This window comes from Parasaccharibacter sp. TMW 2.1891 (assembly GCF_023337675.1).
GTDB classification, from domain to species: Bacteria; Pseudomonadota; Alphaproteobacteria; order Acetobacterales; family Acetobacteraceae; genus Bombella; species Bombella apis.
Genome location: NZ_QORT01000001.1, coordinates 172,121 through 194,397, shown reverse-complemented (window position 1 = coordinate 194,397; position 22,277 = coordinate 172,121). Strand labels below are relative to the sequence as shown.

General features: G+C 60.4%; 22 protein-coding genes. 17 read left to right on the top strand and 5 right to left on the bottom strand.

Going from position 1 to position 22,277, the window contains the following annotated elements:
* Positions 1 to 89: 89 nt before the first annotated feature.
* Positions 90 to 452, bottom strand: coding sequence for a hypothetical protein (locus DTJ15_RS00840; RefSeq protein ID WP_043558618.1), 363 nt, complete (start codon positions 450 to 452; stop codon positions 90 to 92).
* Between the two features lie 668 nt (positions 453 to 1,120).
* Positions 1,121 to 2,035: an alpha/beta hydrolase gene (locus DTJ15_RS00835; protein ID WP_086441420.1), complete on the bottom strand. Its 915-nt coding sequence runs from the start codon at positions 2,033 to 2,035 to the stop codon at positions 1,121 to 1,123.
* A gap of 222 nt (positions 2,036 to 2,257) precedes the next feature.
* On the opposite strand from DTJ15_RS00835, the gene phoU reads away from it, so the two are divergent.
* The 7 genes from phoU (at position 2,258) to DTJ15_RS00800 (ending at position 9,091) form a co-directional block, all read left to right on the top strand.
* Entirely contained in the window at positions 2,258 to 2,986 is a 729-nt protein-coding gene (gene phoU, locus DTJ15_RS00830; RefSeq protein ID WP_227449759.1) for a phosphate signaling complex protein PhoU, read from the top strand.
* Positions 2,983 to 3,714, top strand: a complete 732-nt coding sequence (locus DTJ15_RS00825; protein ID WP_043558620.1) for a response regulator — start codon at positions 2,983 to 2,985, stop codon at positions 3,712 to 3,714. The genes phoU and DTJ15_RS00825 overlap by 4 nt, the downstream gene beginning before the upstream one ends.
* 8 nt (positions 3,715 to 3,722) lie before the next feature.
* Positions 3,723 to 4,982: a cell wall metabolism sensor histidine kinase WalK gene (locus DTJ15_RS00820; RefSeq protein ID WP_248630844.1), complete on the top strand. Its 1,260-nt coding sequence runs from the start codon at positions 3,723 to 3,725 to the stop codon at positions 4,980 to 4,982.
* A gap of 92 nt (positions 4,983 to 5,074) precedes the next feature.
* Positions 5,075 to 5,896 (top strand): alpha/beta fold hydrolase, encoded by an 822-nt coding sequence (locus tag DTJ15_RS00815; RefSeq protein WP_043558626.1) that lies wholly within the window; start codon positions 5,075 to 5,077, stop codon positions 5,894 to 5,896.
* On the top strand, positions 5,893 to 6,750 hold the full coding sequence (locus DTJ15_RS00810) for a sugar phosphate isomerase/epimerase (RefSeq protein ID WP_081562476.1): 858 nt from the start codon (positions 5,893 to 5,895) through the stop codon (positions 6,748 to 6,750). Before DTJ15_RS00815 ends, DTJ15_RS00810 begins: the two co-directional genes overlap by 4 nt.
* 192 nt (positions 6,751 to 6,942) lie before the next feature.
* A complete protein-coding gene (locus DTJ15_RS00805; protein WP_043558632.1) occupies positions 6,943 to 8,319 on the top strand; it encodes an L-serine ammonia-lyase in 1,377 nt (458 codons plus the stop codon).
* Positions 8,320 to 8,407: 88 nt separating this feature from the next.
* The gene (locus tag DTJ15_RS00800) at positions 8,408 to 9,091 is read left to right on the top strand and encodes a hypothetical protein (RefSeq protein ID WP_248460316.1); all 684 of its coding nucleotides are present in this window, start codon (positions 8,408 to 8,410) and stop codon (positions 9,089 to 9,091) included.
* Here DTJ15_RS00800 and alkB read toward each other — a convergent pair.
* Both alkB and DTJ15_RS00790 read right to left on the bottom strand, forming a co-directional pair.
* Positions 9,060 to 9,734 (bottom strand): DNA oxidative demethylase AlkB, encoded by a 675-nt coding sequence (alkB, locus tag DTJ15_RS00795; RefSeq protein WP_086431728.1) that lies wholly within the window; start codon positions 9,732 to 9,734, stop codon positions 9,060 to 9,062. The two genes, DTJ15_RS00800 and alkB, sit on opposite strands and share 32 nt — an antisense overlap.
* Positions 9,735 to 9,755: 21 nt before the next feature.
* Positions 9,756 to 10,052, bottom strand: coding sequence for a putative quinol monooxygenase (locus DTJ15_RS00790; RefSeq protein WP_043558639.1), 297 nt, complete (start codon positions 10,050 to 10,052; stop codon positions 9,756 to 9,758).
* Positions 10,053 to 10,253: 201 nt separating this feature from the next.
* On the opposite strand from DTJ15_RS00790, the gene ybaK reads away from it, so the two are divergent.
* The 6 genes from ybaK (at position 10,254) to DTJ15_RS00760 (ending at position 17,551) form a co-directional block, all read left to right on the top strand.
* On the top strand, positions 10,254 to 10,736 hold the full coding sequence (gene ybaK / locus DTJ15_RS00785; RefSeq protein ID WP_249109207.1) for a Cys-tRNA(Pro) deacylase: 483 nt from the start codon (positions 10,254 to 10,256) through the stop codon (positions 10,734 to 10,736).
* Positions 10,737 to 10,894: 158 nt separating this feature from the next.
* Positions 10,895 to 11,350 (top strand): hypothetical protein, encoded by a 456-nt coding sequence (locus tag DTJ15_RS00780; RefSeq protein WP_154980927.1) that lies wholly within the window; start codon positions 10,895 to 10,897, stop codon positions 11,348 to 11,350.
* A 153-nt stretch (positions 11,351 to 11,503) separates the two neighbouring features.
* Positions 11,504 to 14,818 (top strand): efflux RND transporter permease subunit, encoded by a 3,315-nt coding sequence (locus DTJ15_RS00775; RefSeq protein WP_249109205.1) that lies wholly within the window; start codon positions 11,504 to 11,506, stop codon positions 14,816 to 14,818.
* A gap of 112 nt (positions 14,819 to 14,930) precedes the next feature.
* Complete coding sequence (gene petA, locus DTJ15_RS00770) at positions 14,931 to 15,602, top strand: ubiquinol-cytochrome c reductase iron-sulfur subunit (protein ID WP_248460314.1); 672 nt, start codon at positions 14,931 to 14,933, stop codon at positions 15,600 to 15,602.
* A gap of 15 nt (positions 15,603 to 15,617) precedes the next feature.
* Positions 15,618 to 16,811, top strand: coding sequence for a cytochrome b N-terminal domain-containing protein (locus DTJ15_RS00765; protein ID WP_154980925.1), 1,194 nt, complete (start codon positions 15,618 to 15,620; stop codon positions 16,809 to 16,811).
* Positions 16,808 to 17,551, top strand: a complete 744-nt coding sequence (locus tag DTJ15_RS00760; protein ID WP_086431723.1) for a cytochrome c1 — start codon at positions 16,808 to 16,810, stop codon at positions 17,549 to 17,551. The genes DTJ15_RS00765 and DTJ15_RS00760 overlap by 4 nt, the downstream gene beginning before the upstream one ends.
* 59 nt (positions 17,552 to 17,610) lie before the next feature.
* On the opposite strand, the gene DTJ15_RS00755 is transcribed toward DTJ15_RS00760, so the two are convergent.
* Entirely contained in the window at positions 17,611 to 18,660 is a 1,050-nt protein-coding gene (locus tag DTJ15_RS00755) for an NADP(H)-dependent aldo-keto reductase (RefSeq protein WP_043558659.1), read from the bottom strand.
* 165 nt (positions 18,661 to 18,825) lie between these two features.
* On the opposite strand from DTJ15_RS00755, the gene DTJ15_RS00750 reads away from it, so the two are divergent.
* The 4 genes from DTJ15_RS00750 to DTJ15_RS00735 all read left to right on the top strand — a co-directional run bounded on the left by DTJ15_RS00750 (position 18,826) and on the right by DTJ15_RS00735 (position 22,271).
* Entirely contained in the window at positions 18,826 to 19,512 is a 687-nt protein-coding gene (locus DTJ15_RS00750; protein ID WP_043558662.1) for a response regulator transcription factor, read from the top strand.
* Between the two features lie 11 nt (positions 19,513 to 19,523).
* On the top strand, positions 19,524 to 21,050 hold the full coding sequence (locus tag DTJ15_RS00745) for a HAMP domain-containing sensor histidine kinase (protein ID WP_086431722.1): 1,527 nt from the start codon (positions 19,524 to 19,526) through the stop codon (positions 21,048 to 21,050).
* A gap of 76 nt (positions 21,051 to 21,126) precedes the next feature.
* Positions 21,127 to 21,474, top strand: a complete 348-nt coding sequence (locus DTJ15_RS00740) for a hypothetical protein (RefSeq protein WP_227449758.1) — start codon at positions 21,127 to 21,129, stop codon at positions 21,472 to 21,474.
* On the top strand, positions 21,471 to 22,271 hold the full coding sequence (locus DTJ15_RS00735) for an SIMPL domain-containing protein (RefSeq protein WP_156878796.1): 801 nt from the start codon (positions 21,471 to 21,473) through the stop codon (positions 22,269 to 22,271). Before DTJ15_RS00740 ends, DTJ15_RS00735 begins: the two co-directional genes overlap by 4 nt.
* The last annotated feature ends 6 nt before the right edge of the window (positions 22,272 to 22,277 follow it).

The following is a 22,277-nucleotide window of genomic DNA, read 5'->3' as shown; positions in this document are numbered from 1 at the left end:
ATGGCCCATACGGACCATCCCCTCACAGAGAGCCTGCCCTGACTGGACAGAGACCCTACCCACGGCCATCCCTTGCGGGATGACAGGGATCAGATCAGACGTGTGACGAAGTTCACAGCCTGCTGAATGCCCGTCCCTACGAGAGACAGGATCGTACGCAGAGGATGCTGCAGGAAATTGCTAAAAGCAGAGGTAAAGCTCTGGATAGGAGACAGCAGCTGCCCAAGACCACCAAGGCCACCAAGATTGAAACCGGCAGCAGGAGCAGCAGCCCCCTGCGGGTAGCTAACGGCCGGGATCGTATTGGTATTGGCAGCCGGGGCCAGAGCGGCCAGCGGGTTCTGTGCGCCGCCACCAAGACCACCAAGACCACCAACCAGACCACCAATCAGGTTGCCCAGACCAAAACCACCAGAAACGCTGTCCAGCTCGCGGTTGCTGAGAGCTCTCATGTCAAGTCTCCACACACTTTCTATTAAGGAGTTGGAAGCCCCATATGCGTCTTCCGAGGTTATAAATCCATATTCACGAAATACAGTCAACAGGAAAATGATGAATTCTTCCAGTTTAACTTTGTAATAACTTTAAATGCACAATTTATTTTATAATTTTACTTTGTATTTTTTTTAACATTTTGATCATATATTCGTATTTATATACATTTTATTTTAATAATTAAATTAAAATACAAAAAATTAAAGTTAAATTATGAAAAATTTTGCTAAAATTCCTTGGAACATCCAATAAACAGACCCACATCACACCCTACAATTAATGAATGGTAATATATATGACTGTTCATACACGCTCATGAAAAAGATGAAGAAACAGCAGACCATTGTCATGCTCTCCTCTTCAACACCCCAAAAGTCTCCACATACAGTCTTCTGAACCATCGGCCCGAAGCGATTCAGTCTCTCCTGACGCCAGCTGGTCAATGTTGCCAACAGCCACCCGAATCCTGCACGGGGGCCACTCCGGACAAAAATCATACGATTCCCGATGAGGCTGCCGGCCCCCATGAAGAAAGCAACGCCATTCCCTCCCCACAGATAACGGCAGCACAAATTCGAAACCCTGCGCAGGAATGTCACCAGCCCCAACGGGACGGTATGGCTGTTCACAGGAACCCCTGCCGTCTCATCCAGAATTCGGCCAGAATGGGCCACTGCCCTGTTGATCCATTCCTGCGCCCCAGACCAAAGCCATGACCCCCAGTTGCAAAACGGTGGTCTTCACAAGGTCGCCCATGCCGCTGATAGGCCTGCAACAGCAACGTCTCCTGCTCAGGTGACACGATCGGATCATCCAGCGCATGAGCCATGAACAAAGGCGGCGCATCATCCCGGACATGAGATGGCAGAGACCAGCGGACAGCCCGTTCCACTGTCGGATTATCCCCCAGACACACCCGACTGGTACGACTCCCGGTAAAAGGAGGCGCAACACTGACAACCGGATAAAGCAGCATCAGCAGGGCCGGTGGCGCATCATGGTCCTGCAAAGCTGTCAGACCCAGCAGGTGCCCCCCGGCAGAAAAACCCATGAAACCCACACGCCGCACATTACCACTTCCACCAACCTGCCCGGACCGTAACAGATGCAGGGCCTGTCTGGCATCCGCCAGTGGGGCCTCCATGCCTTCAGCCCATCCCTCGCCTGGCAGACGATACAGAAGAATGGCAACAGTCACACCCAACGAGACCAGCCACCGGGCCGCAGGCAAGGCTTCATGCCCTACGGCAATATGCCCATAACCACCACCTGCTGCGATGATGACAGCCGATCCATTCGGATGGACGGGCCGCATGACATGCAGACCCGGCACATGAATACCGTAAACACGCCCTCCCCGCGCAACACGGGGCTGCTCCATGGTACCAACCTCCGGCCAGAGAGGATAAAAGCCAGACTCATCATGCAGCATGGCCTTCACAGGGCATGTCCCTCGGGCCAGACCACGCCTGCCCCCTCCCGCAGAGACCGCCAGGGAAAGAGCGGAACAGCCTTGCAGAAACTGGCGGCGGGTGCTCATCTATCGGCCTCTTTTCCTTCTGACGACGACACGGAAACCCTACCTGCACCCCCCACCGTGCGGAAACATGAAATATTCATGACATCTCCGTAAAAGAGAGCTGAAACCTCTCCTGAACCCGGCAAAAACCCTACTCTTCCGCCGCTTGTGACCCGATTGGCGGTGCTGTTTCCGCTCCCCGTGAATTACGGTAGGTTAGCCCGCCTGAAAGGGGACAGACACATGATGCGCCAGAAGCAGCATATCGTGCAGCGTTATGAAGATGAGCTGCTCCATTTACGGTCCCTGATGGAGCAGATGGGGGGACTGGTAGAGCATCAGCTCTCCCTCATCCTTGCAGGCATTGCCGAGAATGATGGCCGGACAGCCCTTCAGGCAGCACGGCAGGATGATGAAGTGGATGCACTGGAACAAAAGGTGGAAACACTCGCCATCCGTCTGCTGGCCCTGCGCAGCCCCATGGCGGCAGATCTGCGGGAGATCGTCGCCTGCATCCCCATGGCTGGCGCCCTGGAACGCATGGGCGATTATGCCAGCTCCATCGCCCGGCGCCTCAGCCAGATGGAACAGCCCCTTCCCCGCCCCGCCCGCCTCGCCCTGAGCGAAATGGGACGGCTGGTGCTGGAGCATCTCCGCCGCATCATGGATGCCCTGGCCCACAAGGATGACAGTGCCGCCCATGCCATCTGGGCCGCCGACCAGCTCGTGGACAAATACTGTGAAGCCATGACGGCAGATTCCCTGGAACAGATGACCCGTCATCCCCATACCATCCGCCTCCATATCTCCCTGCTTTTCATCATCAGGAATCTGGAACGGATCGGCGACCACACCACCAACATGGCCGAACGTGTGGTCTTCATGGTCACGGGGGCTACGCTGCCCCCGACCCGCCCGCATGGCCATGACAGCCAGCCACTCCCACCCGGACAGGAGTCCCCCAGCCCATGAAACCCCCTGCCAGCCCCCAGAAAGGCTCTGTTCTTGTCGTGGAGGATGAACCCACCCTGCGGGTCCTTCTGGAACACAGCCTGAGGCAGCGGGGCTATCAGGTCAGCACCGTCATGGATGGCGAACAGGCACTGGCCTTCCTCGAAACAGAACGACCGGACGTCGCCCTGCTGGACTGGATGATGCCCGGTCTCTCCGGGCTGGAACTCTGCCGCATCATCCGGCAGAAACCGGGGCTGAAGGACCTGCCCGTCCTCTTCCTCACGGCCCGGACGGACGAGCAGGACGTCATCGCCGGGCTGGACAACGGCGCTGATGACTATCTGACCAAACCATGCAGTACCGACAGGCTGGATGCCCGCCTGCGGGCCCTGCTTCGCCGCACACGCCCCGTACAGGACATCGTGACATTCGGCCCCCTTACGCTGGAACCGGAGAATCATCAGGTCACACGGGCCGGGCGTCCCATCGCCCTGGGGCCAACCGAATACCGCCTGCTGGAACTCTTCATCCACCATCCCCGCAAGGTCTTCTCACGGGAAACCCTGCTGGAACGTCTGTGGGGCCCCAACGTCCATGTGGAGATACGCACGGTGGACGTTCATATCCGCCGCCTCCGCAAGGCGCTGAATGAAACGGGGGAAGCCGACCTCATCAGGACCGTACGGGCCGCCGGTTATGCGCTGGATGATGGCACCATCAGCCAGCACGGCCCATCCTCCGGCTGATCCGCCTCATGGCCTCTCCGCTCCTGCCAGAGATCATCACGGCAACCTGTGCCTGCCTTGCCCTGACGGGCTGGGCCATGGTCTGGCACCTGTCCCGGCGCCCCCACGGCACCACCCGCCCCGACAGCCCCAGACCATCTGCCCCACCCCCGGGCAGCGTTCTACCCTTCCATGAGGCCACCCTGCTGGTAGATACCATCCCGGGCATGGCCCTCATTCTCGGCTCCGTCGGACAGATCATGGCCTGCAACGAGGCGGCACGGACCCATTATGGCAACAGCCTCGGGGCGCTCCTTCGCCACCCCACGGCACACAGCACCCTGCATAGCGCCCTTCATGCTCCCCCAATGGATGATGGCCTTCCTGCACCCTGTTCAACCACCATCAGGCTGGATGTCCCCGTAAAATGCTCCGTCCATCTCGCCATGCGCAGACTGCCCGGTGCAGCAGGACGGAACAGCCTTGTCCTCGTCCTGCTGCATGACCGCAGTCTCATTCAGGCTGTAGACCGCATGAGAGCCGACTTCGTGGCCCACGCCAGCCACGAGCTCCGCACACCTCTGGCCTCCCTCACCGGCTTCATCGACCTGATGAAAGAGGGAGGCGACCAGACCGATCAGACATCACGCACCCTGTATCTGGAGATCATGAGCCAGCAGGCAACACGGATGCAGCGGCTGATCGACCGGCTGCTCTATCTGTCCCAGCTTGAGATGAAAGGCCACCACCACCCCCGGGAAGAGCTGGAAGCAGAAGAACTGTTCGCCCTTGTGCTGGGCGAAGTCACCCCACGTTTCCAGCACGACAGCCGCAGGCTGACCGTGACGCAGGAAGACAGCCTGACCCTGCTGGCCAACCGGGATGAAATGGTGCAGGTTCTCCTCAACCTCATCGAAAATGCCATCCGGTACGGCACAATGCCGGAACGGACCCTGCACGTCCGCCTTCACGCCAGACGGGCCACCCCAGCCGAAGGACCGACCTCCTCCCTGCCGGGACTCCTGATCACGGTGGAAGATAACGGCCCTGGCATTGCCGCCCACCATCTCCCCCGCCTTACAGAACGCTTCTACCGCATCACGCCGCCATCCGACTCCAGCCATGCGGAGGCCGGACAGGGTACAGGGCTAGGGCTGGCCATCGTCCGACAGATTCTGGAGAGACATGGTGGGCAACTGCACTTCACCAGCACGGTTGGGCAGGGAACAACCTGCCACGTCTGGCTCCCGGCCGCCCCACTCCCACAGGACCAGGCAGCAGGAAAATGACAGCCCCCCTTGCAGACAGACGCTGGCCAGCCCCAAGTTGGAAGACAAGGCAGCAACCGCCTGCACAGGCCAATGAAACAGGGAGACCCTGCGTGCCCTACATCACTACCAGCGACCGTGTGAAACTGCATTACGAGGATCACGGCCAGGGACGCCCCCTGGTCATGATCCATGGCTGGACCTTTTCCAGCCGCTTCTTCCACCGCAATGTCGGGTCATTCGCAAAACAGTATCGTGTCATCACGCTGGACCTGCGAGGGCATGGAGAATCTGGGAAACCGGACCACGGCTACCGTATCGCCCGTCTGGCAGCAGACCTCCGGGACCTGCTGGAAGCACTGGAGATTGAAGACGCCACCGTGCTGGGCTGGTCCATCGGCTCCCCCATCATATGGTCCTATCTGGAGCTGTTCGGCCGACACCGGCTCCGCAGCGCCATCTTCGTGCAGCAGACACCAAAGCAGTTCTTCGCCCCGGACTGGAAGCTGGGCCACGCCACCTGCTACGACGAGGCCGGGCTGACCTTCCTCCAGCAGCAGCTGGTTTTCAACCGGTCCGCTTTCGACAGGCAGAACCTCTCGGACTGCCTCAGCACCAGTCTTCCCGAAGACGAAAAGGCCATGCTTCTGGAAGAAATGGCCAAATGTCCCAGCCAGGCAGCCTCTCTCATGATGGCCGACCACACGACCCAGGACTGGCGAGACGTCCTGCCCCATCTTGACCTGCCCTGCCTGATGATGATTGCCGGCAAAGACAAGGTTCTTCCGGCTGCGGGGCCCCGCTGGGTCGCCGAGCACATGCCGCACTGTCAGGCCGTGGAGTTTGAAAACAGCTCCCACATGGTCTTTCTCGATGAGACGGAAAAATTCAATCAGACGGTTCTCACCTTCATGAAAGAAGGAGCAGCAGCATGAGTGGTTTCCCCTTCGCCTTCGGAATGAACGAATTCACAACCCAGCCATGGCCCTTTGAGGAAGACATCCAGCGCTATGCCGCCTTGGGCGTGGAGACGCTTGAGCTGTGTGAAAGCAAGCTGGATCCGCAGCGGGTGGACGAACAGATGGCGCTGCTGAAAACAAGCGGCCTGAAGGTCAGCTCCTTCCAGCCTGCCGTCCGTACCTTTGGGGCCAGCAAAATGATGCCCTACCCCCAGGAGCCTGGGCGCCGCCTTGCCCGGCTGGAAGAAAGCATGCGCCGTTACGCTCCCTACACCCAGGGGGTGCCGTTTGTCGTCAATACCGGGGCCCCTGAGAATGGCGATGTTCTAGGGTGCATCACCCGCACGATCGATGCCCTGCGCCGCCTCTGCCCTCTGGCAGCGGAGCTGGGCATCACCCTCTCACTGGAGCCACTGAACCCGACCTCCATCAATTACGAGACGGCCATCTGGACCATCGATCAGGCTCTGGACATCATCAAGACCGTGGACCATCCCGCTCTGGGGCTGTGTCTGGATTACTGGAACATCTGGCAGCAGCCAGAGGCCTGTGCTGCCATCCGCCGTGCAGGGGCACTCATCAATGTCGTACAGATAAGCGACTGGCGCACGCCACGTTCCGCCGCAGACAGGCGCATACCCGGCAAAGGATGCATCCCCCTCCATGAGCTTCTCCACGCCACATGGGATGCCGGATTCCGGGGCGCCTGTGCCGTGGAGATTTTCTCTTCCGACGTGCCGGACAGCCTCTATGAAGGCGACCTCTCTGCCCTGATCACCCAGTGCCGGGCCGCACTGGAGCATATCTGGACCCATCCCGGCGCCGGATGAGCCTGCCATCAAGGCCATGGAAAGACCCTCCTGCCGTGACCCTGTGTGCATGGCAGGCACCCCGGACAGTTTCCTTCATAACAGCGTCTGATATTTGTTTCATAATCAGAATAATTTATTTTTTAAGGCTTATCTCCGGCACAATTCTATCCCATAAAGATGGAGTGTCTTACGCAATGAGGGTCCGTTTCCATGCTCAGCCTGTTTGACCTGTTCAAGATCGGGATCGGTCCCTCGTCGTCCCATACGGTCGGCCCCATGCGGGCGGCACAACGCTTTGCCGATGTCCTGGCGGACCTGCCTGACGGCCCGCTGGAAAAAAGTCCGGCCCGCATTGTCGTCACCCTTTATGGCTCCCTGGCCCTGACAGCCGAAGGACACGGCACCATAAAGGCCGTCCTGCTTGGCCTTGCTGGCGAAACACCGGAACATGTCGACCCTGACGCAGCAAAAAAGCTGGTCCAGCACATTGAAAGCACGCATCTGCTGAACCTCAATGGCACGAGCTTTTCCTTTGATTATCAGACCGACATCTGCCTGGACACGGCCACCATCCCGCCCATCCATCCCAACACCATGCAGTTTGAAGCCTTCGGGCGGGATGGCACGCTGATAACCCGCCAGCGTTTCTGCTCCGTTGGCGGGGGATTCATTACACCAGAGGAACAGGCACGGACGATGTCCTACTCCCTGCCGGATGTCCCCTTCCCTTTCCGCAGTGGTGCAGACCTCCTCGCCCACACAAAACGACAGAACACCGATATTGCCAGCATCATGATGGCCAACGAGACCGCCACCCGCCCTCTCTGGGACGTGGAACGCGGCATGGACAGGATTGCCGACACGATGCTGGCCTGTATTGAAGCCGGGCTGCACAATACAGACACCCTGCCCGGTCCCCTGAAAGTCCAGCGACGGGCGGCCAAACTGTATGCACGCCTCCAGGCCAAGACCAATGCTGCCCCGTCCCCCCATGGCGTGATGAACTGGATCAGCCTCTTCGCCATTGCCGTCAACGAGGAAAATGCTGCTGGTGGACGGGTCGTGACCGCCCCCACGAATGGCGCTGCGGGCGTCATCCCGGCTGTCATGCGCTATTATCGGGACTTCTGCCCCGAATATACGACCAACGGGCTGCGGACCTTCCTCCTGACAGCAGCAGCCATTGGCGGGCTGTTCAAGCTCAATGCCTCCATTTCCGGGGCGGAAGTAGGCTGCCAGGGCGAGGTCGGCGTGGCGTCATCCATGGCAGCAGCAGGGCTGACGGCCGCCCTGGGTGGTACGCCGGAACAGTGCGAACATGCTGCGGAAATCGCCATGGAACACCATCTGGGCATGACATGCGACCCGGTGGCCGGGCTTGTGCAGATCCCCTGCATCGAGAGAAACGCCTTTGGAGCCGTCAAGGCCATCAATGCTTCATCTCTGGCCATGAGTGATGACAGCGGGGCGCATTATGTCTCGCTGGACCACGTCATCAAGACCATGGCCGAAACCGGACGTGACATGAACCACCGTTACAAGGAAACCGCCCTGGGCGGTCTGGCTGTCAACGTCCCGGCCTGCTGATGGTTGCTGGAACCGCTTGCCTGAACACACCACAGCTCATACGATATCGTGAGTCCTTTTTCTCCCCGTGCTGCGGTATCCTTGCCTCATGACACTCCATCACATGCCCGCTCTTCTGCTTGCCGCCTCCATGATGGCGGTCGTGTCCACCGCCCGGGCAGAGCCGGGTGATCCTCTCCCTGTGGACAAGCGCCCTGCAGCACCGGCTCTTCTCATTCCCACCCTTCCCTGCCAGACGCTGGCCAGTACACCTCTCACCTATGCCTCCACAGGCAGTGACGACTCGCTGCATGTCCGTGTGCAGTGCAGCATGGAAAAAGGGCAGGACGATCTCTGGCGGGCCAAGGCGTGCCGATACGACTCCAGATGGAACGGATTTTACATGCCCCGCCATCATGGCGCCCGCCCCTACCGGGAGGCCGTAGCTGCCTACATGGGCCATGCCTGTTTCTCCGACAGCCAGCTGACGCCCTATTTCTCGGATGAGCAGACCGACCAGCCTGATGCCGTGTCCAGTGAAGACGCTTGGTCATCCCGTCTCATCGTTCCATGGCGGGGGACCCAGCCTGCCCATGGCATCAGCCGGGCACAGGATGAAACAGTCGGGAATGTCTTCCTGCACAACCGGGCCGTCACGGTAAAGCTGAGCTTTACACACGTGCCCCCCGTAACGGCAGAAGAAAACAACATGGACAAGGCCGCCCATTCTCCCCGGCGGTTCCAGCCTGCAACAAGCCTCATCAATCTGGATAATGTAGCCCCGTCCCGCTGAAGGGGCGGTCCACCACCCGGAAGGTAAGGTTGTACCGACAGTCCAGCCCGGCGACGGCTGGTGCGGCCCGTATCGGTGCCACACCGTGAAAATGACATCGGCTTGGGCCACCCCAGACCACCACATCCCCATGATGCAGCGGCACCTTGCGGCAGGGGGAACCCCGCAGGGCACCACCCCACAGGAACAGGGCTGAAAGCCCCAGCGAGACCGAAACGACGGGGGCCTGCATGGTGCGTTCGTCACGATCCTGATGCAGCCCCATTCCCGCTCCGACGGCATACCGATTGACAAGCCCGCATTGTGGGACAAACCCCTCGTAACCTGCCGCCCGTGCAGCACGCCCTGCCATATCTGCAAAAAGGGCAGGCATGGCCGGCCAGGGCTGGCCCGTCAGCGGGTCGGTCTGCATGTAACGGTAGCCCTGCCCGTCACTCACCCAACCATATGGACCACAGGCCGTCATGCCCGCTGCCATCACCCCTCCACCAGCCGTCCTGTAATGACGGAAAGGAGCCTTCTGGCTGATGGATTCCACAGCCTGAAGCAGCACCTGCGCCTCCGCACGGGCAAAGCCACCCAGAAGAACCGCCCCGGGCGACAGGACAAGCTGCTCCCGGGTCTCCGGGAAAAGATCATCCATCAAGGGCCAGTCACTCCCCTCTCATTGCCGATGAAAGAACCGTATCTGCCTCGTGACAATCTTCAGATCCTGCAACGCTCTGGAAAAAACGGCAAAATGCGGAGCAGCCTCATGCGCCCGGAAGGCAGCCCGGCTCTCATACACCTCGTGCAGCACAACAAGCATGGGATCATCCTCACTGCACTGAATGGTAAATTCCAGACAGCCCGGCTCATCAGCCCTGGAACGGGCCGCATCATGACGGCAGACCTCAAGGAATGCCTCCAGAGTATCTTCTCTGGCCTCGAATTCTGCCAGAACGACAAGTGGTCCGCACATGGAACGTCTCCTGCATGACGGATGGATGAAGACCGACCCACCCTTCTGGCAGAATGGCCCGCAACCGGACCAGACGCAACCATCCCGGCCGTGAGGCCAAAGCAGGGCAGGGCTGTATCATGACGGCTTGCCAGACGAAGAGTCGCAAGGTTTCCTGACTGGAGCATCATCCACCCCTGCATATCCAACAGGAGACACCCCATGACAGACAGGCAGGATACCGCCGCCACCCGGTTTCTCGACAGTGCCGCCATTTCATACAGGACATGCCGCTACGACTATGCCCCACAGAAAGGCCATATCGGCGAGCAGGCCGCCAGCGCCATTGGGGCAGAGCCTTCCGCCGTCTTCAAAACCCTTGCCGTCAAGATCGACAGGAAGCAGCCCGCTTTTGCAGTCATCCCGGTGGACAGACGGGTCAACTTCAAGGCACTGGCAGCGGCTCTGGGTGGCCGGAATGCCAAGATGATGCAGCCCGATGAGGCCCATGACCGCACGGGATTCGTCTCGGGTGGAACAACGCCTTTCGGCTCCCGTGAAACCCTGCCCACCGTCATCGACCGCAGCGCACAGAAACACAGGACAATCTGGATCAATGCCGGGGACCGGGGATTTCTGGCCTGCCTGACACCCCAGGATGTGCAGATGGTGACGCAGGGGCTTTTTGCCAGCATTGCCGAATGACCGGTCTTCACCCCCCCCCCACAGACATGACCATTTCATGACAGTGATTTCACTAACATTTTATCACCCTGCTCCTGTATCTTCCCATGCGGACAGCCCCACATGAAAGAGGCTAGACAGGCAGGCAGCCTGACAGAACTGGTACAAGGAAACGCAAGATGATCCATGTCTCCGGACTACTGATGAAGCGGGCAGCCACAGGCCTTGCTCTGGCAGCTCTGGCCTGCGGTCTGGCCATCACGCCAGCTGCGGCACACCATCACCACAGTTTCGGCCACAGCTTCGCCCGGGGGCTTGGCTTCGGCGTAGGGTCCGGTGTGGGGTACAACGTGGTTGACCGTGTCTTCAACGGCTATGGCGGAGGCGGCTATTACGATGGTGGCTACGCCATGCCCTACATGGCCCCGAGCTATGCCCCGCCGCCACCGCCACCACAGAGCACGAATGTCATTGTCATCCAGCAGCCTGCGGCTCCTCCGCCTGTACCCGGCTACCCCTACCCCGTGCCCGGCTACACCCATTTTCAGCCCGGTCAGGGATATGTCGCCCAGACGACCACATACGTACAGGGCTATGGCTATGTTCCGGCGCAGCCCCAGCCCGTGACGCCCTGAGCAGGCCAGACGAAAAGGGAGGATTTTAACCTTTTCTTCCCAAACTGGTATTACTTGAATAACCAGTAAAAACTGGTTGATTTGAGTGGGATAATATCTCTATGGAGGCACAGGTTCTGCAATAACACGATAAGAAAGAGTTAATAGTCAGGGATGGTCTTCTGTCGTCTTTTCATTGACCGCCCCGTGGCGACAACACTTCTGGCACTCGCCATCTTTCTGTCCGGCATGATTGCCCTGCCTTTCCTGCCCATTTCCACCATGCCGGACATGACGGCGACCTCCATCATGGTGATCGCCAACCAGCCGGGGTCGGACCCGCAGCAGATGGCCACCTCCGTCTCCACTCCACTGGAGCGGCGGCTGGCGACCATTGCAGACATCCAGACGCTGGAATCCGTCACGACCAGAGGGCAGACGTCCATCTTTCTGGATTTTTCCTCATCCCGCAACATCAATGGCGCCCTGCGGGATGTGCAGGCAGCCCTCCATGCCGCCCGAAGCGACCTGCCCACCAGCACGCTGGAAGCAGACCCGCAGGCCTTCAAGCTGGATGGCGACAAACCGATCTATCTGCTCCATCTGACATCAGACCAGCTCCCCAGGGCACAGCTTTATGACCTCGCCACCATAAGGGTCCGCCCCATACTGGCACAGATAGCCGGTGTGGGGCGTGTCGAGCTGTTCGGGGCCTCCAACCCGGCTGTCCGGGTCGAACTGAACCCCTATCCTCTCTACCGCTGGGGGCTGAACCCCGAGGATGTCCGGGCGGCGCTGGCCTCGGCCAATGCCTTCACGCCAAAGGGCTTCATCACGTCGGGCAACCAGCGCATCCAGCTCCAGACGAATGACCAGGCTACCGAGGCCGCCCATTACAGGGACCTCATCGTGGCCTACCGCAACGGGAAAAATCCCATCTACCTCAAAGACATCGCCACCGTACGGGATGACGTGCAGGACGTGTACCAGAACAGTACACTGAACGGGAAAACAGCCATCACAATCGCTGTCATCCCTCAGCCACACGCCAATGCGGTGGAGATTGTCAACGACATCGTCAGGCGTCTTCCCCGGCTCCAGCAGGCCCTGCCTGCCAGTGCGGAACTCCGCACCGGCCTGGACCTGTCCCTGACCATCCGGGCCTCGCTGGCGGATGCCAAACAGACACTGGTCATTTCCATCTTTCTGGTCGTGCTGGTCATTGCCCTCTTCTTCCGCCACATGGCCAGCACGCTCATCCCGGCCATCACCATCCCTGTCGCTCTCTCGGGGACGCTGACAGCCATGGCGTGGTTCAATTTCTCGCTGAACATCCTTTCCCTCATGGCTCTGACCATTGCAGTCGGGTTTGTCATTGATGATGCCATTGTCGTGCTGGAGAACATCGCCCGCCACATGGAAAACGGGATGAACCGCTATCAGGCCAGCATCGTCGGCACCTCCGAGATCGCCTTCACCATCATCTCCATCAGCCTGTCCCTCATCGCCGTTTTCATCCCGCTGCTCTGCATCCCCGGTACGCTTGGTTCGGCCCTTCATGAATTTGCGCTGACAATGGCTGCGACCATTGCCATCTCCATGGTCCTGTCCCTGACCCTGACGCCCATGCTCTGCGCCCATTTCCTGACGATAGAACCAGCAGGCAGAACGCCGGCCATTCCCGAAAGGCCCCGCTATTCTCCCCTGGCAGACCCTGTCTCCTGGCTTCTCTATGGTGCCATGAGGACTGTCCGTGCCGTGGAAACGGGACTTTACCACCTGACGTCGCTCTATGACCGTTCAATGCACTGGAGCCTCCGCCACCCCATCATCATCGGGCTGACCCTGCCGGGGAGCTTCCTGCTCATGGTCGGCATCATCATTCTCATGCCCAAGACGGCCATACCCTCCATGGACCTTGCCATTCTTCAGGGCAGCATCAATGGCGAACCAAGCCTCTCCTTCAAGGCCCTGACACGCCGGATGCATCAGGTGGAAAGCATCATCCAGAAAGACCCGGCCGTGCAGACCGTCGTGACCTTCAACCGCACGAGCCATACGGGGCGCATCTTCGTCACACTCAAGGACAAGAGCGTGCGTGACAGCATCCCCGTCATCCTGGCCCGGCTGCGCAAGGCCATTCCCCAGCAGGCCGGGGCGGAGGCCTTTTTCTGGGCTCTGAACAATGGCCGCCAGGGAGGGGGCGACAGCAACACCACGGGCAATTACCGTTATGTTCTCCAGAGCGACAGCAACGGCCCCCTTTACGCCACCATGCCTCCCCTGCTGGCCCAGCTGCGGGCCAGCGGGAAGTTCCGCAACCTCTCCACCGATGCAGAGGACCTGAGCTTTTTTGCCAATGTCCTCATCCACCGTGACCTGGAAGCCCGCTACAACATCACGCCCCAGCTCGTGCAGAATGCGCTCTTCGATGCCTACGGGCAGAGCATCGTCTCCACCATCCACCTTCCCCTGACCAATCACCGGGTGGTCATGGTGGTGGCGGAACCGTTCCGGGAATATTCCAACACACTGCACCATCTCTGGCTGTCCACCTCGGCTGGTACGGCAGCAGGGGGCATTGCCTCCAACCTCATCCGGGTCAGGACCAAAGGCACGCTCAGTACCCAGGCCTCCCTCTCCCGGGATTCCGTCACCAACTCCCTGGCCAACAAGCTCTCGGGCAACAGCTCGAACGGGGCCGCCGTCTCCTCATCCCAGGAAACGATGATCCCGCTGGACAATGTTGCCAGCATTGTCAAAACGCCCATGCCGCTCAGCATCACCCACCATAATGGCTATTATGCCACGACACTCTCCTTCGATCTGGCCGAAGGCACCAGCTATGATGATGCCATCTCGCTGATACACAGGGCACTGGTGAACCTTCATGCTTCGGACAGCATTCATGGGGAGTTCACGGGGACAACCGGAGAGACGACGGACCTCATGCTCAATGCCCTGCTGGCCTTCCTGGCAGCCATCACCATCATGTACATTGCCCTCGGCGTTCTCTACGAAAGTCTCCTCCACCCCATCACCATCCTTTCCACCCTGCCGTCCGCTGGCGTGGGGGGCGTGCTGGGGCTATGGGCCTCCGGTGAGCAGTTCAGCCTTGTGGCCATCATCGGCGTCATCCTGCTGACGGGCCTCGTGAAGAAGAATGCCATCCTGGTGATCGACTTTGCCCTGCACATCCACCACCATCATCCAGACATGACAGCCGAGGAGACCATCCGCCATGCCTCTGTCACCCGCTTCCGCCCCATCCTTATGACAACACTGGCCGCAGCCCTCGGCGGTATCCCGCTGCTGATTAGCCAGGGGTATGGCTGCGAACTGCGCCGCCCTCTGGGCGTGGCCATTCTGGGCGGCATGGCCATCAGCCAGCTGCTCACCTTCTACACCACACCAGCTGTCTATCTGCTGATGGAAAAGCTGAAACACCACAGTCTGTCCCTGATGAGGCGGGTCCGGGCCGCCCTGTAAGCCTGCCCCTTATGAACCCGACAGGAAAAAACGGTCAGCCGGACCCTCCACGGGCCAATTGCACCGCGCTGCGGCTCTTTCTATAAAAAGGGCCTGAGGAGAACGCCCGCCCATGACCCGGAACCATGATGCCAGCACGCCCCATCCATCCCTTGATGAAGAGTCCCTCCTGCCCCGCCCGACACGCCGCACGGTCCTGACGGCTGGGTCCGTGGCGCTGGGAGGGGCCGGGGCCTGTACGCTGGCCGTACCCTTTCTGGACAGTCTCCGCCGCACCCGGGCAAGCTCTGCTGCCAGCACACAGGAAGAAACGGTCCTGGATATTTCCGTACAGGACCTGGAGCCCGGTGCGCACAAGATCGTCGTCTGGCAGGGGATGCCCGTTGCCATCCAGCGCCGCACACCAGAGATGATCCGTGCGCTGGAGGACCCCGCCCTGCTCGCCCAGCTGCTGGACCCGCAATCCCGCATCCGGCAGCAGCCCCGTGAGGCTGAAAATGCCCACCGGTCCCTCCGGCCCGACTATGGCGTGTATGTCACCATCTGCACCCATCTGGGCTGCGTACCGGACTATCAGAACATCACCAGCCTGCCCGCCTCTGGCGGATTCTTCTGCCCCTGCCATGGGTCGCAGTTTGATGGAGCTGGCCGGGTCCTTCGCAACATGCCCGCCCCCTACAATCTCCCGGTTCCCCCACTCCATTTCGTGGATGACCATACAATCAGGCTGGGAGAAAGCCTTCTCTCACCCCATTACGGCATGAACAGCATCCAGCAGCTCTGAGGGACGGTCCACACGATGAACGACAACACACACCCGACCAGAAGCTGGCTCGACTCCCGCCTGCCCTTCCTGCGGCCTTTCTGCCAGCACATGACCCGCTTCCCCATGCCGCCGGTCAATCTGCTCTGGACACTTGGTGCCTGTCTGATGGTTGCTTTCGGGCTGATGGTCGTAAGCGGTCTGTTCCTCTCCCTGCATTACCAACCCGATCTCGCCCAGGCTTTCGACAGTGTGGAAGCCATGGAACGGCGGGTCCCCTCCGGCTGGCTCATCCGCAGCATCCATACAGGCGGGGTCAGCCTGCTCTTTGCTGCGCTCTATCTCCATGTCGGCCGAGGCCTCTGGTACGGGTCTTACAAGGCCCCACGGGAACTTGTCTGGCTCTCCGGCCTGTTCCTGATGCTTCTGTTCATGACGACCGCCTTTGCAGGTTATGTCCTGCCATGGGGGCAGATGTCCTATTGGGGGGCCACCGTCATCACCCATGCCGTGGAGGCCATACCCGGCATCGGTCACGGGCTGCTCGTCTATCTTCTGGGAGAAGACACGCTGGGCGGTGTGGCCCTGCACCGCTTCTTCATCCTGCATTTCACCCTTGGCTTCATCATCGCTGCGGTGGTCGGGCTCCATATACTCTGCCTGCATGGTACAGGCTCCAGCAACCCCACGCTGGACAGCCCCCACCCGGACCGCACGACCCGCCCCTTTGCTCCATTTTATGTGGTGAAGGACTGTCTGGCTGTCTGCGTGTTTCTGGCCCTGTTTGCCGGGCTGATCTTTTTCCTGCCGGGGCTGCTGGGCAAGTTGGACAACATCATCCCAGCCAATCCCCTCAAAACACCGACAGACATCACACCGGAATGGTATCTGGCCCCGTGGTTTGCCATGCTGCGGGCTGTCCCTTCCCGTCTGGGCGGGCTGATTGCAGCAGCCACCAGCCTGCTTGTCCTCTTCATCCTGCCCTGGCTGGACCAGTCCCCCCGCCATAACGCCACCTACCGCCCGCTGGCCCGGATGGGGCTGGGACTGTTCTTCATCGCCTTCATCATCCTCATTCTGGCAGGAATGAACAGAGCTACCCCCCTCTGGGTCTGGCTCAGCCGGGGCGCCATGCTGGTCTGGTTCCTCACCTTTCTGGGGCTGCTCCCTCTGGCAGCCTACAGGGAACGGCAAGCCAGTGACGCCTCCACACAGGGAGATGCACCATGATGCGTTCATGCCTCCGCCCAACGGGCATGGTCTTTCTGGCCGCCCTGTCCCTGGCCCATCTCCCCGCCACGGCCAGAGCGGATGACCCTGCCCCAACACAGGCCCCTGCCGCTGCGCAGGTGGCGGCCCCTGCAACAGTCCCGCCAACCACCATGCGCCCGGAAGAACGGGGGCTGATGATCTTCCAGCAGGTATGCAGCTCCTGCCACAGCATGGAGCGTGCCCATTATGGGGACATGATTGACCTCCAGCCCTCCGTCACGGCCCTGCAACACTGGGCACAGCAGCGTCATGCCGGGCTGGAAAGCCCCATCGCCTCCCCCTATCCCAGTGTGGCTGTAGGCAAGGCCAATAATGGCGGGGACTATCCACCGGACCTCTCCCACATTGCCCGCACCATCCGGGGCGGCCCGGACTATATCCGCCAGATGCTGGCAGGTTACCGCCCCGTTCCGCCCGGCGTCACCCTGGCACCGAATACCTATTACAACCCCATCGCCCTGACGCATCATCACAGGTTCAAGATGCGCCCCCCACTGCATGAGGGCATGATCGCCTTCCCGGACGGTACACAGGCCACCATTCCCCAGATGGCCAGCGACGTGACGGCCTTTCTCCAGTGGGCTGATGATTCCCACCGCAGCACCCGCCATTTCATCGGCACGGCCGTCCTGCTCTATCTCGCCCTGCTGGGCGGAATACTGCTTGCGCTCTGGCGACTGCTGAAAAAAGAAGCCTGAAACGGAAAAGCCCCGCCCCAGAAACCGGGACGGGGCCAACCTCGGAACGACATCCGGCCTCAGGGAGCCGGGTTGGCGTTCAGCTGGTGGATGGCGTTGATCTTCTCTTCCAGCTCCGGCGTGATCTCCACCTGAATGGAGGTCAGAGCCGTCTCAAGCTGTTCCATCGTCGTGGCACCGATGATGTTGGATGTCACGAACGGGCGTGACGTGACGAACGCAATGGCCATCTGGGCGAAATCAAGCCCGGATTCCTTCGCCAGAGCCTGATAGGCCCGGATGGCATCATCCACACCCGGCTTTTCATAACGCTGGCCCCGGTTGAACAGGGTCGTCCGGGCTCCCGGCGGGCGGGCACCATCCAGATATTTGCCGGTCAGATAGCCCTGCGCCAGAGGGGAATAGGCCAGCAGGCCGACATCTTCCCGCAGACCCATCTCGGCCAGACCGATCTCATAGGTCCGGTTCAGCAGATTGTAGGCATTCTGGATGGAAGCAATGCGAGGCTGCTTTTCCTCCCGGGAAACACGCAGGAACTCGGACACGCCCCAAGCGGTCTCATTGGAGAGACCGACATGACGGACCTTGCCTTCCTTCACCAGCTCACCCAGAGCGCCCAGTGTCTCGGCAATCGGTACCTCATCAGCATCGGAGAGCGTGCGGAAGGTCGTGCCGCCCTCACCAAAGATGTTCACCACCCGGTCCGGCCAGTGCAGCTGGTAAAGGTCCAGATAATCAGTGTTCAGCCGCTTCAGGGACTCATCAATGGCATAACGTATCTGTGCCGGTGTCAGACGTGGCTTTTCACCATCGGGGCGAAACCAGTCATTCTGGCTGCGTCCAACAACCTTGCTGGCAAGGATGACCTTGTCCCGGTTGCCACGGGCCTTCAGCCAGCTTCCCACGATCCGCTCGGTCGAACCCTGCGTCTCCGCACGCGGTGGAATCGAATAAAGTTCAGCCGTGTCGATGAAATTTACGCCATGTTCAAGCGCCATATCGAGCTGGGCATGACCCTCTGCCTCGGTATTCTGCTGGCCGAACGTCATGGTGCCAAGGCAGAGCTCACTCACCTTCAGGCCAGTCCGTCCCAGTGTTCTGTACTGCATGGGCATTCCTTCCTGTCATGGTCACTATATGGCGGGCATCCTGACATGCCCGTAATGTAGGGCCCGACCACCAGGCAAGGGCCTGCTTCCCTTTTGCCCCGGCTTGCCGCTATCCTGCCCCACAACGATACACCACGCAGCATATCAGGAAAACAGGCAGGACCAATGCGTATTCTACTGGTTGAGGATGATCCGACTGTCCGCTCCTTTGTCCTCAAGGGGCTGAAAGAAGCTGGCCATAACGTGGACCAGGCCGACAACGGCAAGGATGGGCTGTATCTGGCCATTGGCGAGAAATACGACATCATCATCCTCGACAGGATGCTCCCCGGTGGCATTGACGGGCTGAACATCCTTGAAACCCTGCGTGGCCAGAAGAACAACACCCCCGTGCTGCTGCTCTCCGCTCTTTCCGACGTGGATGACAGGGTGGATGGGCTGCGGGCCGGCGGGGATGATTATGTCACGAAGCCTTTCGCCTTCTCCGAGCTTCTGGCCCGTGTGGAAGCCCTGGGGCGCCGGGGCCACAATGAATCCGCCCCGGAAACATCCCTGACCGTAGGCGACCTGACGCTGGACCTCCTCTCCCGCGAAGTCCGCCGTGATGGGCAGAAAATCGATCTCCAGCCCCGTGAATTCCGCCTTCTGGAGTTTCTCGTCCGCCATGCGGGGCAGGTTGTCACCCGGACGATGCTGCTGGAGAAAGTCTGGGACTATCACTTCGACCCGCAGACGAACGTGATTGATGTCCATGTCTCCCGCCTGCGCCAGAAAGTGGACAAGCCGTTTGAGACGGCCATCATCCACACGGTCCGCAATGCAGGCTATATCCTCCGCCCCACGCAGGACTGACAGCCAACACCATGGCAGAGGAAAGGACACCCCTATACCGCCGTCTGTCCCGCCGCCACCTGTTCCGACTCCCTCTCCTCCACAGCCGGAACGGAAAACGGCGCTGGCCCATCCGCTCGGCGGGCATCAATTTTGCTCTGGGCTATGGTGTCCTGTTTCTCATTTCGGCCACGCTGTTTCTCTCCTTCATCTGGTGGAGCAGCACAAACCTGCTGAACGACCATGTCCGTGCCTTCATCGAGACGGATGCGCAGGAACTCCGGCACCGCTGGGGGCACGGCGGGGCCCCCGCCCTGAGTGAGGCCATCAATGACAGGCTGGAACAGAACATTGATGATGACGCCCTCTATCTGCTGATAGACCGCCATGGGCGGCGAATGGCGGGCAACCTGCCGGGCTGGCCGGTGGCCGTCAAAAAGATGAACCACTTTTACGAGCTGACCATCCGCCGCTACACCTTCACGACGCCTGCCCAGTTCAAGGCCTATACCCTGCCGCATGGCTTCAAGCTGATTGTCGGGCACGACATACGGGGCCGCACCCTCCTCAGCACTGTCATCACCCGCACGCTCATCTGGTGTGCCGTCATGATCTCCCTGCTGGCCGTGGGCGGCGCCCTGGTGGTACGGGACCTCTTCCGCCGCATGGTTGGCTCCATCGCCCGTACAGCCTCTGCCGTAGCCAATGGCGACCTCAACCACCGCATCGCCCTGACAGGCAGTGAAACCGATCTCGTCGCCGAAACGGTCAATACCATGCTGGACAGGATCAACCGGCTGATGGAGGGCGTCCGCCAGGTCTCCAACGCCATTGCGCATGACCTGCGCACCCCCATAACCCGGGCCCGCAACCAGCTGGAAGAAGCTTTCTTCTCTGCCACCTCACCCGATGAACTGCGCACGGCCGTGGACAGGGCCATCGGGGACCTGGACCACATTACCGGCATCTTCGAGGCCCTCCTTCGGATCGCCCAGATAGAAGCAGGAGCACGCCGCTCGGCCTTCACGACCGTCAACCTCAACCAGCTCCTGTCCAACATGGCTGAACTCTACGAAGCCTCGGCAGAGGATGCCGGGCTGAGCCTGGCACTGGATGTCACCCCTCTGCCCTCCCTGTTTGGTGATGAAAGAATGCTCCAGCAGGCACTGGCCAACCTGCTGGACAATGCCATAAAATTCTCCCCACCAAACAGTATGCTGACCCTCAGCGCCCATCCCGTCATGGCCGGAACAGCCCCGGGCAGCGGCGCGGAGAAAAAACCACAGGGACTCGAGATCAGCGTCCGGGATCAGGGGCCGGGAATGAATGATGCCGACATACTGCGCGCCCACGAGCGCTTCTTCCGGGCTGAAAGCGCCCGCAACACGCCAGGCTCCGGCCTTGGCCTCTCTCTGGTACAGGCCGTCACCAGCCTGCATCATGGCCGTCTGACCCTTACCCAGGCCAATCCCGGCCTGAAAGTCACACTCTTCCTGCCCCTTCTGCCAGAAGCAGAACGGACCGGCAGAAGCACCACTCCGGCGGAAACCACACCATGAGACACCGTCCCGTCAGGCCTGTTACCAAATCTTCATTCCTCGCCCATCTTCCGGGCAAACAAGCTGTGATAGTCTGATGACCATGCGCACCGTTTTCTTCCTCACTGTCCTTCTCCTGCTGGCCCAGATGCCGCTCCGGCCGGGGCACGCCTGGGGGTCACTGCTGCCGGAAGAAGAACCCTCCACCCCTGCGCAGGACCTTGTCATCACCAGCGACAGCCAGGCTTACTGCGCCCAGCTCAGCGAGCATCTGGCAGAAAAGATGCGCATGCCTCATGATGTTCCCGTCGGGGCCATGGATGATGCACGGCATCTTCAGGAAGAAGGGCAGGAACTCTGCCAGCAGAACCACATACGGGCGGGCATAGGCCGCCTGCGGCGCGCACTTGTTCTGCTGAAAAATCAGGAAGGCTCCCACCAATGACCCTCCATCGTTCGCTGAAATTCACGGGCCTGACTGCACTGGCCACCGGATGTCTGCTAGGCAGCGTGGCCATGGCAGCTCCCCCGGCACCAACCATCCCCGATGGCGAACCCCCTGCCATGATCCCGCCAGAGCCGCCACACCCACATGGTACGCTGCTCGCCTTTGCCGTTTCTGATGAAGCACAGGCAAAGGCAGATACGCTCTCCATACGCTTTTCAGCCAGAACGGAGGGCAGTTCTCCCACCGGCACCCAGCAGCACCTCAACCAGCTTGTCAGCAGTGCCATGGCCATCCTGAAAGATCAGCCGGACGTGAAAAGTACGGCGGAGACTTACACGGTCGGGCAGGAATATGGTCCTCATGACAAACGCAGCTGGGTTGCCCGCCAGAGCCTGACCCTGAGCAGCCAGAACCGTGACGGCCTGCTTGCTCTGGCCGAAAAACTTCAGAAACTGGGGCTGGGCCTTGAGGACATGCAATGGACTCTCAACCCCGAGACCCGTGAAAAGCTGGAAAAGCAGGCCCGTCTGGGGGCCCTGAAAAAACTCCGCCAGCAGGCCGAGGAAGATGCCGCCGCTCTGGGCCAGACCCTGATTGGTCTGGAACGTGTGCGTATCGGGAGCCACGGCGCAGATGGTTTTGAACCGCTCCACCCCGCAGGCCCAATGCTCATGATGGCCGAAGCCCGCAGCGCTGCCGCAGCACCGGAGAGCACGGCAGAAATGCAGACCGTCCGTGTCACCGTCAGCGCCCAGGCCCGTCTGGCAGACAGGGAACCCCCGACTGCACCCTGATGGAGG

What these genes read in the sequence shown, in the direction of transcription:
- DTJ15_RS00840 (WP_043558618.1), bottom strand. Translation starts at nt 452, where the DNA reads ATGAGAGCTCTCAGCAACCGCGAGCTGGACAGCGTTTCTGGTGGTTTT.
- DTJ15_RS00835 (WP_086441420.1), bottom strand. Translation starts at nt 2,035, where the DNA reads ATGAGCACCCGCCGCCAGTTTCTGCAAGGCTGTTCCGCTCTTTCCCTG.
- phoU (WP_227449759.1), top strand. Translation starts at nt 2,258, where the DNA reads ATGATGCGCCAGAAGCAGCATATCGTGCAGCGTTATGAAGATGAGCTG.
- DTJ15_RS00825 (WP_043558620.1), top strand. Translation starts at nt 2,983, where the DNA reads ATGAAACCCCCTGCCAGCCCCCAGAAAGGCTCTGTTCTTGTCGTGGAG.
- DTJ15_RS00820 (WP_248630844.1), top strand. Translation starts at nt 3,723, where the DNA reads ATGGCCTCTCCGCTCCTGCCAGAGATCATCACGGCAACCTGTGCCTGC.
- DTJ15_RS00810 (WP_081562476.1), top strand. Translation starts at nt 5,893, where the DNA reads ATGAGTGGTTTCCCCTTCGCCTTCGGAATGAACGAATTCACAACCCAG.
- DTJ15_RS00805 (WP_043558632.1), top strand. Translation starts at nt 6,943, where the DNA reads ATGCTCAGCCTGTTTGACCTGTTCAAGATCGGGATCGGTCCCTCGTCG.
- DTJ15_RS00800 (WP_248460316.1), top strand. Translation starts at nt 8,408, where the DNA reads ATGACACTCCATCACATGCCCGCTCTTCTGCTTGCCGCCTCCATGATG.
- alkB (WP_086431728.1), bottom strand. Translation starts at nt 9,734, where the DNA reads ATGGATGATCTTTTCCCGGAGACCCGGGAGCAGCTTGTCCTGTCGCCC.
- DTJ15_RS00790 (WP_043558639.1), bottom strand. Translation starts at nt 10,052, where the DNA reads ATGTGCGGACCACTTGTCGTTCTGGCAGAATTCGAGGCCAGAGAAGAT.
- ybaK (WP_249109207.1), top strand. Translation starts at nt 10,254, where the DNA reads ATGACAGACAGGCAGGATACCGCCGCCACCCGGTTTCTCGACAGTGCC.
- DTJ15_RS00780 (WP_154980927.1), top strand. Translation starts at nt 10,895, where the DNA reads ATGATCCATGTCTCCGGACTACTGATGAAGCGGGCAGCCACAGGCCTT.
- DTJ15_RS00775 (WP_249109205.1), top strand. Translation starts at nt 11,504, where the DNA reads ATGGTCTTCTGTCGTCTTTTCATTGACCGCCCCGTGGCGACAACACTT.
- petA (WP_248460314.1), top strand. Translation starts at nt 14,931, where the DNA reads ATGACCCGGAACCATGATGCCAGCACGCCCCATCCATCCCTTGATGAA.
- DTJ15_RS00765 (WP_154980925.1), top strand. Translation starts at nt 15,618, where the DNA reads ATGAACGACAACACACACCCGACCAGAAGCTGGCTCGACTCCCGCCTG.
- DTJ15_RS00760 (WP_086431723.1), top strand. Translation starts at nt 16,808, where the DNA reads ATGATGCGTTCATGCCTCCGCCCAACGGGCATGGTCTTTCTGGCCGCC.
- DTJ15_RS00755 (WP_043558659.1), bottom strand. Translation starts at nt 18,660, where the DNA reads ATGCAGTACAGAACACTGGGACGGACTGGCCTGAAGGTGAGTGAGCTC.
- DTJ15_RS00750 (WP_043558662.1), top strand. Translation starts at nt 18,826, where the DNA reads ATGCGTATTCTACTGGTTGAGGATGATCCGACTGTCCGCTCCTTTGTC.
- DTJ15_RS00745 (WP_086431722.1), top strand. Translation starts at nt 19,524, where the DNA reads ATGGCAGAGGAAAGGACACCCCTATACCGCCGTCTGTCCCGCCGCCAC.
- DTJ15_RS00740 (WP_227449758.1), top strand. Translation starts at nt 21,127, where the DNA reads ATGACCATGCGCACCGTTTTCTTCCTCACTGTCCTTCTCCTGCTGGCC.
- DTJ15_RS00735 (WP_156878796.1), top strand. Translation starts at nt 21,471, where the DNA reads ATGACCCTCCATCGTTCGCTGAAATTCACGGGCCTGACTGCACTGGCC.